At 64.8% G+C, this 14496-nt stretch carries 6 protein-coding genes, 3 rRNA genes and 2 pseudogenes; 5 read left to right on the forward strand and 6 right to left on the reverse strand.

What is annotated here, in order from left to right:
• Positions 1-25: 25 nt before the first annotated feature.
• The 4 genes from D9753_RS18835 (at position 26) to rrf (ending at position 6378) form a co-directional block, all read left to right on the forward strand.
• Positions 26-574, forward strand: coding sequence for a MarR family winged helix-turn-helix transcriptional regulator (locus tag D9753_RS18835; RefSeq protein ID WP_121788056.1), 549 nt, complete (start codon positions 26-28; stop codon positions 572-574).
• Between the two features lie 653 nt (positions 575-1227).
• A 16S ribosomal RNA gene (locus tag D9753_RS18845) occupies positions 1228-2753 on the forward strand.
• Positions 2754-3053: 300 nt separating this feature from the next.
• A 23S ribosomal RNA gene (locus tag D9753_RS18850) occupies positions 3054-6172 on the forward strand.
• Between the two features lie 89 nt (positions 6173-6261).
• A 5S ribosomal RNA gene (gene rrf, locus D9753_RS18855) occupies positions 6262-6378 on the forward strand.
• The 16S, 23S and 5S rRNA genes sit together here, the layout of an rRNA operon.
• 72 nt (positions 6379-6450) lie before the next feature.
• Here rrf and D9753_RS18860 read toward each other — a convergent pair.
• Positions 6451-6999 carry an isochorismatase family protein gene (locus tag D9753_RS18860; protein ID WP_121788057.1) on the reverse strand — a complete coding sequence of 183 codons (549 nt, stop codon included), beginning with the start codon at positions 6997-6999 and terminating at the stop codon, positions 6451-6453.
• 132 nt (positions 7000-7131) lie between these two features.
• Here D9753_RS18860 and D9753_RS18865 point away from each other — a divergent pair.
• Positions 7132-7630, forward strand: a pseudogene (locus tag D9753_RS18865) (GNAT family N-acetyltransferase).
• Between the two features lie 5 nt (positions 7631-7635).
• Here D9753_RS18865 and D9753_RS18870 read toward each other — a convergent pair.
• From D9753_RS18870 to D9753_RS18890, 5 genes and pseudogenes are all read right to left on the reverse strand, one after another.
• Positions 7636-9292: pseudogene (locus D9753_RS18870) on the reverse strand (type VI secretion protein).
• Positions 9293-9303: 11 nt separating this feature from the next.
• A complete protein-coding gene (locus D9753_RS18875) occupies positions 9304-10719 on the reverse strand; it encodes an ATP-binding protein (protein ID WP_121788058.1) in 1416 nt (471 codons plus the stop codon).
• Between the two features lie 14 nt (positions 10720-10733).
• Positions 10734-12290, reverse strand: coding sequence for an SCO6880 family protein (locus D9753_RS18880; RefSeq protein ID WP_121788059.1), 1557 nt, complete (start codon positions 12288-12290; stop codon positions 10734-10736).
• Positions 12287-13612 carry a hypothetical protein gene (locus tag D9753_RS18885; protein ID WP_121788060.1) on the reverse strand — a complete coding sequence of 442 codons (1326 nt, stop codon included), beginning with the start codon at positions 13610-13612 and terminating at the stop codon, positions 12287-12289. Before D9753_RS18885 ends, D9753_RS18880 begins: the two co-directional genes overlap by 4 nt.
• The gene (locus tag D9753_RS18890) at positions 13602-14432 is read right to left on the reverse strand and encodes a hypothetical protein (protein WP_121788061.1); all 831 of its coding nucleotides are present in this window, start codon (positions 14430-14432) and stop codon (positions 13602-13604) included. Before D9753_RS18890 ends, D9753_RS18885 begins: the two co-directional genes overlap by 11 nt.
• Positions 14433-14496 lie beyond the last annotated feature (64 nt).

Below are 14496 nucleotides of genomic sequence, written 5' to 3' on the forward strand. Positions count from 1 at the left end.
AGGAGGTGCGTGCGATACTGCGTCCATGGCCGACACCCCCGGCGTCGCGGAGCCGACACTCGAAGAACAGATCGCGGCGTACCAGCGCGAGTTCCAGGACCTCGACCCCCAGGTCGAGAAGATCGTGTCGGCGCTCTCCCGGCTGAACCGCCGCATGAACGTCGCGTACGGCCGCCAGACCGCCGCCCTCGGCATCAGCAACGCCGAGTGGGAGGTCCTCAAGGCGCTCGTGCTTTCCGGCGTCCCGTACCGCATGGGCCCCGGCGAACTGGCCAAGCGGCTCGGCCTCACCCCGGCCGCCATGACCCACCGGATCGACCGCATGGTCGCCGAGGGCCTGGTCACCCGGGACCGTGACGAGTCCAACCGCGTCCGGGTCATCGTGGAGCTGACCCCCGGCGGCCGCGAGAAGTGGCTGGAGGCGATGCGCATGGCGACCGTGTTCGAGGAGGAGCTGCTCCAGGACCTGACCCCCGTGGAGCGTGTCGTGCTCGGCGAGGTCCTGACCCGGCTGCTGCGCAGGGTGGAGCACGCCCAGCCGGACGCCGGTGGCCGGCTCAGCGACCTCGACTGAGCCGTCACCGCGGGCGACCTAAAGATCTTGACAGCAGGGTGTTGACACGCCCTTGTCTGATCCGTACAGTTCTTCGGGTTGCCGCAGAGCCGTAACGGTTCTGCGACCGCACCTCAGCCGCCTCGAGCGGCACCCTCAAACACCAGCACGACCCCTGACCGGATTGATTTCGGCGTGCCCGAATTCAAATTCGAATATGGACTCGGCGGCCCGATTGGGAATCGCCGGACGGATCGGCTAAGGTTTGAGACGTCGGAACGGCCCAACAGCCGGGAAGGCAAGCCCCCTCTGACTGGGAGTCAGACGCCGAAAGGGTCTGATAGAGTCGGAACCGCCGGAAAGGGAAACGCGGAAGCGGGAACCTGGAAAGCGCCGAGGAAATCAGATCGAGAAAAGATCTGATAGAGTCGGAAACGCAAGACCGAAGGGAAGCGCCCGGAGGAAAGCCCGAGAGGGTGAGTACAAAGGAAGCGACCGTTCCTTGAGAACTCAACAGCGTGCCAAAAGTCAACGCCAGATATGTTGATACCCCGTTCCTCTCGGTTACGAGGGGGCGAGGTTCCTTTGAAATAACACAGCGAGGACGCTGTGTGCGAGAGGATATTCCTCCTCTCGCACCGCTCTCGTGGTGTCATCCCGATTACGGGAAAACATTCACGGAGAGTTTGATCCTGGCTCAGGACGAACGCTGGCGGCGTGCTTAACACATGCAAGTCGAACGATGAACCACTTCGGTGGGGATTAGTGGCGAACGGGTGAGTAACACGTGGGCAATCTGCCCTTCACTCTGGGACAAGCCCTGGAAACGGGGTCTAATACCGGATATGACCATCTTGGGCATCCTTGATGGTGTAAAGCTCCGGCGGTGAAGGATGAGCCCGCGGCCTATCAGCTTGTTGGTGAGGTAATGGCTCACCAAGGCGACGACGGGTAGCCGGCCTGAGAGGGCGACCGGCCACACTGGGACTGAGACACGGCCCAGACTCCTACGGGAGGCAGCAGTGGGGAATATTGCACAATGGGCGAAAGCCTGATGCAGCGACGCCGCGTGAGGGATGACGGCCTTCGGGTTGTAAACCTCTTTCAGCAGGGAAGAAGCGAAAGTGACGGTACCTGCAGAAGAAGCGCCGGCTAACTACGTGCCAGCAGCCGCGGTAATACGTAGGGCGCAAGCGTTGTCCGGAATTATTGGGCGTAAAGAGCTCGTAGGCGGCTTGTCACGTCGGGTGTGAAAGCCCGGGGCTTAACCCCGGGTCTGCATTCGATACGGGCTAGCTAGAGTGTGGTAGGGGAGATCGGAATTCCTGGTGTAGCGGTGAAATGCGCAGATATCAGGAGGAACACCGGTGGCGAAGGCGGATCTCTGGGCCATTACTGACGCTGAGGAGCGAAAGCGTGGGGAGCGAACAGGATTAGATACCCTGGTAGTCCACGCCGTAAACGGTGGGAACTAGGTGTTGGCGACATTCCACGTCGTCGGTGCCGCAGCTAACGCATTAAGTTCCCCGCCTGGGGAGTACGGCCGCAAGGCTAAAACTCAAAGGAATTGACGGGGGCCCGCACAAGCAGCGGAGCATGTGGCTTAATTCGACGCAACGCGAAGAACCTTACCAAGGCTTGACATACACCGGAAAGCATTAGAGATAGTGCCCCCCTTGTGGTCGGTGTACAGGTGGTGCATGGCTGTCGTCAGCTCGTGTCGTGAGATGTTGGGTTAAGTCCCGCAACGAGCGCAACCCTTGTCCTGTGTTGCCAGCATGCCCTTCGGGGTGATGGGGACTCACAGGAGACCGCCGGGGTCAACTCGGAGGAAGGTGGGGACGACGTCAAGTCATCATGCCCCTTATGTCTTGGGCTGCACACGTGCTACAATGGCCGGTACAATGAGCTGCGATACCGTGAGGTGGAGCGAATCTCAAAAAGCCGGTCTCAGTTCGGATTGGGGTCTGCAACTCGACCCCATGAAGTCGGAGTTGCTAGTAATCGCAGATCAGCATTGCTGCGGTGAATACGTTCCCGGGCCTTGTACACACCGCCCGTCACGTCACGAAAGTTGGTAACACCCGAAGCCGGTGGCCCAACCCCTTGTGGGAGGGAGCTGTCGAAGGTGGGACTAGCGATTGGGACGAAGTCGTAACAAGGTAGCCGTACCGGAAGGTGCGGCTGGATCACCTCCTTTCTAAGGAGCACTTCTCACCAGCTTCGGTTGGTCAGAGGCCAGTACATCGGCGAATGTCTGATGCTGGTTGCTCATGGGTGGAACGTTGACTATTCGGCACACTCGGCCTGCTTCAGGTCACTAGTACTGCTTCGGCGTGGAACGTGAGTTGGGTGGGGTGAGGGTGTCGGGCACGCTGTTGGGTGTCTGAGGGAATGGATTTTTCCTCAGTCGCCGGCCCCAGTGCACTCGGACTTCTGGTTCGGGGTGATGGGTGGCTGGTCGTTGTTTGAGAACTGCACAGTGAACGCGAGCATCTGTGGCCAAGTTTTTAAGGGCGCACGGTGGATGCCTTGGCACCAGGAACCGATGAAGGACGTGGGAGGCCACGATAGTCCCCGGGGAGTCGTCAACCAGGCTTTGATCCGGGGGTTTCCGAATGGGGAAACCCGGCAGTCGTCATGGGCTGTCACCCTTGCCTGAACACATAGGGCAAGTGGAGGGAACGCGGGGAAGTGAAACATCTCAGTACCCGCAGGAAGAGAAAACAACCGTGATTCCGGGAGTAGTGGCGAGCGAAACCGGATGAGGCCAAACCGTATGCGTGTGAGACCCGGCAGGGGTTGCGTATACGGGGTTGCGGGATCTTTCTTTTACGGTCTGCCGGCCGTGAGACGAGTCAGAAACCGTTGATGTAGGCGAAGGGCATGCGAAAGGCCCGGCGTAGAGGGTAAGACCCCCGTAGTCGAAACGTCAACGGCTCGTTTGAAAGACACCCAAGTAGCACGGGGCCCGAGAAATCCCGTGTGAATCTGGCGGGACCACCCGCTAAGCCTAAATATTCCCTGGTGACCGATAGCGGATAGTACCGTGAGGGAATGGTGAAAAGTACCGCGGGAGCGGAGTGAAATAGTACCTGAAACCGTGTGCCTACAAGCCGTGGGAGCGTCGGAACGAGGCTTGCCTTGTTCTCGTGACTGCGTGCCTTTTGAAGAATGAGCCTGCGAGTTTGCGGTGTGTTGCGAGGTTAACCCGAGTGGGGAAGCCGTAGCGAAAGCGAGTCCGAATAGGGCGTTTCAGTAGCACGCTCAAGACCCGAAGCGGAGTGATCTAGCCATGGGCAGGTTGAAGCGGAGGTAAGACTTCGTGGAGGACCGAACCCACCAGGGTTGAAAACCTGGGGGATGACCTGTGGTTAGGGGTGAAAGGCCAATCAAACTCCGTGATAGCTGGTTCTCCCCGAAATGCATTTAGGTGCAGCGTCGTGTGTTTCTTGCCGGAGGTAGAGCACTGGATAGGCGATGGGCCCTACCGGGTTACTGACCTTAGCCAAACTCCGAATGCCGGTAAGTGAGAGCGCGGCAGTGAGACTGTGGGGGATAAGCTCCATGGTCGAGAGGGAAACAGCCCAGAGCATCGACTAAGGCCCCCAAGCGTACGCTAAGTGGGAAAGGATGTGGAGTCGCACAGACAACCAGGAGGTTGGCTTAGAAGCAGCCACCCTTGAAAGAGTGCGTAATAGCTCACTGGTCTAGTGATTCCGCGCCGACAATGTAGCGGGGCTCAAGCGTACCGCCGAAGTCGTGTCATTCATACAATAGGGCCAACGCCTGTATGGATGGGTAGGGGAGCGTCGTGTGCCGGGTGAAGCAGCCGCGGAAGCGAGTTGTGGACGGTTCACGAGTGAGAATGCAGGCATGAGTAGCGATACAAACGTGAGAAACGTTTGCGCCGATTGACTAAGGGTTCCTGGGTCAAGCTGATCTGCCCAGGGTAAGTCGGGACCTAAGGCGAGGCCGACAGGCGTAGTCGATGGATAACCGGTTGATATTCCGGTACCCGCTGTGAAGCGTCAAACATCGAGCATCGTGATGCTAAGGCCGTGAAGCCGTTCCGGACCCTTCGGGGAAAGGAAAGTGGTGGAGCCGCCGGACCAAGCGGTTAGTAGGTGAGTGATGGGGTGACGCAGGAAGGTAGTCCATCCCGGGCGGTGGTTGTCCCGGGGTAAGGGTGTAGCCCGAGTGGTAGGTAAATCCGTCACTCATGCAGGGTGAGACCTGATGCCGAGCCGATTGTGGTGAAGTGGATGATCCTATGCTGTCGAGAAAAGCCTCTAGCGAGTTTCATGGCGGCCCGTACCCTAAACCGACTCAGGTGGTCAGGTAGAGAATACCGAGGCGTTCGGGTGAACTATGGTTAAGGAACTCGGCAAAATGCCCCCGTAACTTCGGGAGAAGGGGGGCCATGTCCGGTGATGAGCTTTACGCTCTGAGCTGGGGGTGGCCGCAGAGACCAGCGAGAAGCGACTGTTTACTAAAAACACAGGTCCGTGCGAAGCCGTAAGGCGATGTATACGGACTGACGCCTGCCCGGTGCTGGAACGTTAAGGGGACCGGTTAGCTCACTTTCGGGTGGGCGAAGCTGAGAACTTAAGCGCCAGTAAACGGCGGTGGTAACTATAACCATCCTAAGGTAGCGAAATTCCTTGTCGGGTAAGTTCCGACCTGCACGAATGGCGTAACGACTTCTCGACTGTCTCAACCATAGGCCCGGTGAAATTGCACTACGAGTAAAGATGCTCGTTTCGCGCAGCAGGACGGAAAGACCCCGGGACCTTTACTACAGTTTGATATTGGTGTTCGGTTCGGCTTGTGTAGGATAGCTGGGAGACTTTGAAGCAGCCACGCCAGTGGTTGTGGAGTCGTCGTTGAAATACCAGTCTGGTCGTGCTGGATGTCTAACCTGGGTCCGTGATCCGGATCAGGGACAGTGTCTGATGGGTAGTTTAACTGGGGCGGTTGCCTCCTAAAGAGTAACGGAGGCGCCCAAAGGTTCCCTCAGCCTGGTTGGCAATCAGGTGTTGAGTGTAAGTGCACAAGGGAGCTTGACTGTGAGACCGACGGGTCGAGCAGGGACGAAAGTCGGGACTAGTGATCCGGCGGTGGCTTGTGGAAGCGCCGTCGCTCAACGGATAAAAGGTACCCCGGGGATAACAGGCTGATCTTCCCCAAGAGTCCATATCGACGGGATGGTTTGGCACCTCGATGTCGGCTCGTCGCATCCTGGGGCTGGAGTCGGTCCCAAGGGTTGGGCTGTTCGCCCATTAAAGCGGTACGCGAGCTGGGTTTAGAACGTCGTGAGACAGTTCGGTCCCTATCCGCTGTGCGCGCAGGAGTCTTGAGAAGGGCTGTCCCTAGTACGAGAGGACCGGGACGGACGAACCTTGGTGTGCCAGTTGTCCTGCCAAGGGCATGGCTGGTTGGCTACGTTCGGGAGGGATAACCGCTGAAAGCATCTAAGCGGGAAGCCTGCTTCGAGATGGGACTCCCACCCACTTGATGGGGTAAGGCTCCCAGTAGACGACTGGGTTGATAGGCCGGATCTGGAAGCACGGTAACGTGTGGAGGTGACCGGTACTAATAGGCCGAGGGCTTGTCCATTGATGCTCGCGTTCACTGTGTTGGTTCTGAAACCACGACCACGTCACCCCGTATGTGTGGGGTGTTTCGGTTGAAGTGTTTCATAGTGTTTCGGTGGTCATAGCGTGAGGGAAACGCCCGGTTACATATCGAACCCGGAAGCTAAGCCTTACAGCGCCGATGGTACTGCAGGGGGGACCCTGTGGGAGAGTAGGACGCCGCCGAACAATCTTTGGGAAAACCCCCGCATCTTCGATGCGGGGGTTTTCTGCGTTTGTCCCCGTTACGGATGACAGCCGCTAGAAGGTGACTTCTGCGGTGTCCACCGCTCCGCCCCGGCGGCCGGGTGCCGCTTGCCACTTCCAGTACAGGTTGGTGTGGGTGATGACCTGCTCCGGGGTGGGTGCGCCGTACGCGGTGTGGTCCGCCGTGGTGTGCGCGTCGGCGACCAGCGTCGCGTCGTAGCCACGGACGATCGCGCCGTGCAGCGTGGAGCGGATGCACGCGTCCGTCTGGGCGCCCGCCACGACGAGCCGGCCCACCTTGTGCCGGGCGAGGACGTTCTCCAGCTCGGTCTCCTCAAAGGAGTCCGGGTAGCTCTTGTGGACCAGCGGCTCGTCGGCCTCACGGACGAGTTCCGGGACGTACTGCCAGTTGTCGCTGCCCTTCTGCAGTGCGTCGTCCGAGTGCTGCACCCAGATCACCGGTACGTCGGCCGCGCGTGCCCTGCCGATGAGGGCGTTGATGTTGGCGATGACGTCGTCCCGTCGGTGGGCGCCGGCGACCACGTCGTTCTGGACGTCGATGACGAGCACCGCGGTGTTGGGTCGGTCGTTGAGTGTGGTCATGCTGTCAAAATACGGGGTACCACCGACAACGCGTGGTCTACGGTGACCACATGACCAGCCCCTACCGGTGAACCTGGCCTGACCAGGGACGACTACACCGTCCGTGCCATACGTCCCGACGAGTGGGCCGCCGTGCGGCGGCTGCGGCTCGACGCGTTGCGGGATCCGGCCGCGGGTATCGCCTTTCTGGACACCTACGATGAGGCCGTCGGCAGGCCGGACGACTTCTGGCAGGACCGGGCCGTCGGGTCCGGGGAAAACTCCACGACGGCCCGGCAGTTCATCGCCGAGGCCCCGGACGGGTCGTGGGCCGGCACCGTCACCGTGCTCGTCGAGGAGGCAGGGACGAAGGACTGGGCCGGGTATCCGGTCGAGCGGCGGCAGGGACATGTCGTGGGCGCGTACGTCCGGCCGGAACACCGCGGGAACGGGTTGATCGAGGCGCTGTTCGGCGCCGCTCTGGACTGGGCCTGGCAGCAGCGGGCGGAAGCGGGTGCGGCTGATCGTGCACGAGGACAACGTGCGGGCGCAGGGCGCGTACCGGAAGGTGGGGTTCGTGCCGAGCGGTCTCGTCGTGGCGTTCTCCCACGACGAGACCGAGAACGAGCTGGAGTTCGTCCTGGAGCGGTAGGCAACCTAGACCGGCAGTTCCCGGTGCGGCCAGCGGGAGCGGGCCTGTTCGCGCGAGCGGAGCAGGGCCAGTGTCGGCAGGCCCTGGTCGGTTCCGGTGGCGAGCAGGGCCGGCAGCTCGGGGAAGGGTGCCACGGCCGCGATGTCGTCCAGCACCAGGGTGAGTGGTGGGTCGAGCCGACCGGAGGATGACCGTTCGGCCATGCGCCGGCCGTGCTCGACCACGCTGGAGACGAGGGCCGTCAGGAGCGGCATCGCGCCCGGGTTGCTCCTGGGGTCCTCGATGGATTCACCGACCACATAAAGTGTGCCCCCCTTGTGGATGAAGGAATCCAGGGCGAGGGCATCGGTTCGGTTCGGGGTGCAGGCCTCGCGGATGTTGACCGTGAAGAGGGCGGACAGGGCCCTGCTCGTCAGTTCCTGGGCGATGTCCCGGCGTTCGGGGTGCGCGGTGAGGGCCGCCTCTAGTTCGCCGGCGGCGCCGGGGGCGGCCTTGGAGTGGGTGCGCAGGGTGCGTACGGCGTCCTGGACCTGGGTGCCCTGGGCCCAGCGGTGGACGTGGCGGATGGTGCGGTTCTCCAGGGCGGCGGCGTGGAGGTAGCTGCGCAGCAGGGTGGTCGCCGTGTCGGCCACGGCCTGGTCGATCCTGGCGGTGGGGCGTACGGGGCCGAGGAGGGCCGTCGCTCTGAGCAGCGCCGTCTGCCTGTCCGCGCAGCCCGCCGTGGGGGACCAGTGGAGGCGGGCCGGGGTGTCGCAGAGGTGCGTGGGGTCGTAGAGGAGGGTGGGGCCCAGTTTGGCCCTCGCGTCCTTCGTTTCCGTCCAGAGGGCCGGGTTGGACGTGACGACGAGGGTGGGGCCGGCCGCGTCCCGGATGGCCTGGACCGCGGCCGGCCGGCGGGTCGCGGGGGCGCCGTAGAGGACCTGGCCGTCGGTACGGGGGGTTTCCCATCCGCCCCTTCGCGTACCGCCGGCCGGGAAGGTGCCGGTCCCCTGCGGCTCGGGCTCGCTGCGAGGCGCCGGGATCTCGTGCGCGGGCGCGGGAGGCGGAGTGGGTGTGGGCGGCGGCGTGGGTGCCGGTGAGGGCGTTGCGGGGACCATCTCGAGTGGCGGACTCGCGACCGCGGGTTCGGGGGCGATGAAGCCGGTGGCCACGGGTCCGCTGACCCCCGGGTCCACCGACGCCGGGCCCGCTCGTCACAGGTCCACTGACCCCAGGCCCAGTGGGCACAGGTCCGCTGATCACAGGTCCCCCGGTCCCGGTCCCGGCGTTCGTCAGCCCACCGCGTCTCGCCGTCGCCCGGCGGGCGCGCCACCGGGTCACCGTGCCGATCACGAACAGGGTGAGGACGAAGAGGGTCATGAGCTGGCCGATGAACAGGCCCCAGAACAGGCCCCAGCCGGACAACTGGGCCGGTGGGGTGTCCGGCCAGGCGCCGGTGATGTCGTGGGGCCGGGCGACGAGATGGCGCATGGCCAGGGGGGTCCGGGTGAAGGTGACGCCGTGGGGCCAGGCGCCCTGGGCGAACCGGGCCGCCAGCCCCGTGGCCGTCCACACCAGCAGGGTCATGCCGAGGAGGAACGCGAGCAGGCCGACCAGCAGCCCGTCGGGGATGCCGCCGCCCCGGCCCTGCCCGCGGCTGTCACGGCGGTCGTCCGGTCTCACCCCGCCCCTCCCTACGCCACCGTCGACTCGGAGTCGCCCAGATGCTGCTGCTCCACGAAGGCCGCCGCCCGCTGCTCGGCCTCCAGCTCGGCCGCGCGCAGGGCCTCGTCGGCCGCCAGGTCGCTGGAGGACTGTGTCATCGCCCGGTCGGTGAAGACCAGCGGGCGTTCCGTCTCCGTGATCAGGTGTTTGACCACCTGGACGTTGCCGTTGACGTCCCAGACCGCGATGCCGGGGGTGAGCGTCGGGATGATCTCGACCGCCCATCTGGGCAGGCCCAGCACCCGGCCGGTGGCGCGTGCCTCGTCGGCCTTCTGGGCGTAGATCGTCCGGGTCGACGCCATCTTCAGGATGGCCGCCGCCTCCTTCGCGGCGGCGCCGTCGACCACGTCGGACAGGTGGTGGACGACGGCCACGAAGGACAGGCCGAGCCGCCGGCCGAACTTCAGCAGGCGCTGGAACAGCTGGGCCACGAAGGGGCTGTTGATGATGTGCCAGGCCTCCTCGACCAGGAAGATGCGCTTCTTCCGGTCGGGGCGGATCCAGGTGTGCTCCAGCCACACGCCGACGATCGCCATGAGGATGGGCATGGCGATGGAGTTGCGGTCGATGTGGGAGAGGTCGAAGACGATCAGCGGGGCGTCGAGGTCGATGCCGACCGTGGTCGGGCCGTCGAACATGCCGCGGAGGTCGCCGTCGACCAGCCGGTCCAGGACCAGGGCGACGTCGAGGCCCCAGGCGCGTACGTCGTCTATGGCGACGTTCATCGCCTCCGCCGAATCGGGCTCGGGGTGCCGTAGCTGCTCGACGATGTCGGTGAGGACCGGCTGGCGGTCGAGGATGGTCTCGTTGACGTACGAGTGGGCGACCTTGAGGGCGAAGCCGGAGCGTTCGTCCAGGCCGTGGCCCATCGCCACCTCGATGATCGTCCGGAGCAGCGCTAGCTGGCCGGTGGTGGTGATCGCCGGATCCAGGGGGTTGAGCCTGATCCCGTGGTTCAGGGCGGCCGTCGGGTCGAGCCGGATGGGGGTTATCCCCAGCTCCTCGGCGATCAGGTTCCACTCGCCGACCCCGTCCTCGCCCTGGGCGTCCAGGACGACGACCTGGCGGTCCTTGAACCGCAACTGGCGCATGACGTACGTCTTCTCCAGCGCCGACTTGCCGTTGCCGGACTCGCCGAGGACGAGCCAGTGGGGGGCCGGGAGCTGCTGGCCGTACAACTGGAAGGGGTCGTAGATGTATCCCTTCCCGGAGTAGACCTCGCGGCCGATGATGACGCCGGAGTCGCCGAGGCCGGGGGCGGCCGTGGGCAGGTAGACGGCCTGGGCCTGGCCCGTGGAGGTGCGCACCGGCAGCCGGGTCGTCTCCACCTTCCCGAAGAGGAAGGAGGTGAAGGCGTCGGTGAGGACGGACAGCGGATCCCGCATCGGCGAATCAGCCCCTACCTTCGGATGCCGGTGGCGAACGGAAGTGTGTTCACGAAGGCGCGGTGGTGCTCTCGGTCGCACCATTCCAGCTTGAGGTACGACTTGCCGGCGGAGGCCCTTATCGTGCGCTTGTCGCGGGCGAGGGCCTCGGGGGAACGGGAGGAGACGGTGATGTAGCCGACGAGGTTGACGCCCGCGGCGCCGCTGGCGAGGTCCTCGCCGCGCTGATCGAGACGGTTGTGGGCGGCGATGTCCCGGGGGTCCACGGTGCGGTTCATCTTGGCGGCGCGGGACGCCTCGGCCTCGTCGTTGGTCTTCTCGGTCAGCATGCGCTCGATGGCCACCTCGGTGGGCTCCAGATCCATCGTCACGGCGACCGTGCGGATGACGTCCGGGGTGTGGACGAGGAGGGGGGCGAGGAAGTTGACGCCGACCGGGGTCATCGGCCACTCCTTCACCCAGGCGGTGGCGTGGCACCAGGGCGCCCGGGTGCGGGACTCGCGGGTCTTGGCCTGGAGGAAGGTGGGCTCCATGGCGTCCAGCTCGGCCGGCCAGGCGTTGCGCTTGGTCATCGCCTGGATGTGGTCGATGGGGTGGTCGGGGTCGTACATGGAGTGGATGAGGGAGGCCAGCCGCCCCTGGCCCAGGGGCTGCCGTACGCGGATGTCGGCCTCCTGGAGCCGCGAGCAGATGTCGGTCAGCTCACGGGCCATGACGACGGCGAGCCCGGCGTCCCGGTCGACCTTGGTGCCGTGGGCGCGGACGGCACGGGCCATGGCGTTCGCCTCGGCGGCCAGGTCGCGGGTGTAGTGCATGCAGGCGACGAGGTAGGCGCGGTGCTGCTCGCTGCTGGTGGACACCATGGACTGCAACTGGTCGTAGGACCGCTGGAGCCAGTCCGGGGAGCGGTCGTCGCCGCGCTGGGTGACGTCCTTGGCGTGCGCGTCCGGGTCCGCCGGCAGGGTGCGGGCGAGCATCTGGATGCGGGTGACGAAGCCGTCCCCGTTGGCGACGTGCTTGAGCAGTGTGCCGAAGCGGTCGACGAGGGCTTCCTGGTCCTCGGAGTCGCGCAGGCCGACGCCCGGGCCCTCGATCTCGATGGCGGCCGTGACCGTCTTGCGGTCGGCGTGCAGCAGTACGGCGATCTCGTCGGGCCCGAAGGGGGCGGCGAGCCAGTTGATGCGTCCGATGCCCGGGGGAGGGCCGATCTCTACCTCGCGGCCGTCGAGGCCGGTGCCGGCCTCCATGACGGTCGAGCGGTAGTGGGGGCCGCGCTTGACGGTCCGTTTGTAGCTGCGGTTGATCTCGAACCACTTGTAGAAGGTGCGGCGCTTGTACGGCACGTAGACCGCGGCGAGCGCGAGCAGCGGGAAGCCGGTCAGCAGCACGATGCGCAGGGGCAGCACCGGGACGAGGAGGCCGCACATCATGCCGAGGAACGCGCCGATGACGATCAGCGCGATCTCGCCTGACTCGCGGTTGCGGCCGACGATCGCGTTGGGCCGGGCGCGGCCGATCAGATACGTACGGCGGGGCGTGATCGGATGGGACAGATGGGACTCGGTCGTCAACGCCCTTCACCTCCTGAGCGGTTGTTGCGGGTGTTGCTGGCGTGCGGGGTGTTCACCGGGCTGGCCGCGCGGGGCGCGGGCGCGGCGGAGGGGACTGCTCCGCCGGAGCTCCCGGAGGGGGTACGGCTGCTGTGGGCGGCGACACCGCCGGAGACGGGGTTGGCCGGGCGCGGGGCGCTGCCGGACTGGCCTCCGCCGCCGTTGTTGTCGGCGCGGGTGCTGTGGGTCTTGATGCCCTGGGCGACGAGGGTGGCGGGTGAGCTGATCACGGCGGCGGCCTTGCCCTCGGCGCCCTGCATGATGCGGTTGCTGCGGGAGCCGGCGATCTCGTCGCCGAAGCCGGGGACGAAACGGTAGATCATCGCGCTGGCGAAGATGGCGAGCAGGATGATGGCGAGGCCGGAGACGACGGCGGAGAAGGCGTCGGGGCCGTCGGCGCCGGAGAGGGCTCCGGCGAGGCCGAGCACGATGACTATGACCGGCTTCACCAGGATGACCGCGATCATGATGCCGGCCCAGCGGCGTACGTGCCCCCACAGGTTCTTGTCCACGAGTCCGGCGTAGACGACGGTGCCGAGGAGGGCGCCGACGTAGAGCAGGGCGGCGCGGATGACCAGCTCCAGCCAGAGGATGCCGGCGGCGAGGATGCTGACCAGGGAGACCACGATCAGCATGATGGGGCCGCCGCCGATGTCCGTGCCCTTGTTCAGGGCGCCGGAGAAGGTGCCGAAGAAGGTGTCGGTCTGGTCGCCGGTGGCCTTCGCGAGGACGTCCGTGACGCCGTCCGTCGCCGACACGACCGTGTACAGGATCAGGGGCGTGAAGGCGGAGGCGAGCACCGTCAGCCACAGGAAGCCGATGGCCTCCGAGATGGCGGTGGTGAGCGGGACACCGCGGACCGCCCGCTTGGCCACGGCCAGGAGCCACAGGAGGAGGGTGAGGATCGTGGAGGCCGCGAAGACGATGGCGTACTGCTGGAGGAACTTGGGGTTGGTGAAGTCTACGTTGGCGGTTTCCTTCACGGCTTTACTGAGCTTGCCGACGGTCCACGCGGCGGCTTCGGCACACCCTTTACCGAGAGAGGAAAGGGGGTCGAGGGTGTCGGTCAGGGGGTTGTTGGTGCCTAGCTTCCCCCCTTTGGAACTACCGCCGCCTTTTTCGCAGTATTGCTTGGCGGGACCTCGGATCAGGTCACAGGGATCGTTGCTCTTGCTGGGCGACGGAGAGGGCTCGGCGAAGGCGGGGGTGGCCAGCAGCAGCGCGGCTGTCTGCACGGTTCCGACGACGGTGGCGATCCTGCGGACACGGTGGTTAGCGCGCATACGTGAACCCTCCATACTCCTCGACGGCCTTCGTCATGTCGTCAGCGGTGGAGGCCTTCTGGTCACGGCCCACGGGAACGGGTCCGTCCTTCTGCTGGAAGTCGGTGACCTTCCAGTCGTCGTTGACCCACTTCAGTTCGTACGTCGTGGTGAACCAGCTTTCGGTCACCGGGTTGGTCGAGGCTTCACCCGAGAGGCCGAACAACGAGGTGTACCAGACCTCGACTTTTGCGCTGTCCGCTCCCATTGAGGTGACCTTGGTACCTACGGGAATGACACGAGATACGAAGTTCTGCCCTCTGGGAGGGGTGCCGTCCTTCGTGAGGCCGATATTGGAGAGGAAGCTTTCATTGGAGTAGGCGCTGTCCAGAGCCGACTGCCTGGCGGCAGCGATGGCCGGTGCGTAGACCGCGAGTACGATCTCGTGCCGTCGTGCTGCGCTGAACATGTCGGCAGATCCCAAAACCACCGCATAGTTCGCCGCCGCGCTCTGTGCTCCCTGTTCCGTGCGGGGGAAGCCTGAGGGGATGCCTGTTGTTCTGGTGCCGACGGGGTGGGTGCCTGAGGGGGCTGTCGAGGAGGTCTGGGGGCGGGATCCCTTGGTGGTGGCGGTGTCCGTGGGTGTGTCGTCGCCTCTGTTTGCGAAGGCGATGGCTGCGATCAGGAGGACCACCACGCCGACCACTGTGACCAGGCTTTTGGAGGAGGACCGGTGGGGGCGGCGGGGGGCGCCGCCGTAGGGGTCGTTCTCCGGTAGACGGGTCCGGGTGTGGCCCGTGTCGCCGTAGTCGGTGTAGCTCTGTTCGTCTCCGGGATTCATGCCGCGTACGCCCCCTCCACCTCGTAGACGTACGACGGTAGCCGTGCTGGTTCCCGCGCGGGCG

Source organism: Streptomyces dangxiongensis, assembly GCF_003675325.1.
Taxonomy (GTDB): Bacteria; Actinomycetota; Actinomycetes; order Streptomycetales; family Streptomycetaceae; genus Streptomyces; species Streptomyces dangxiongensis.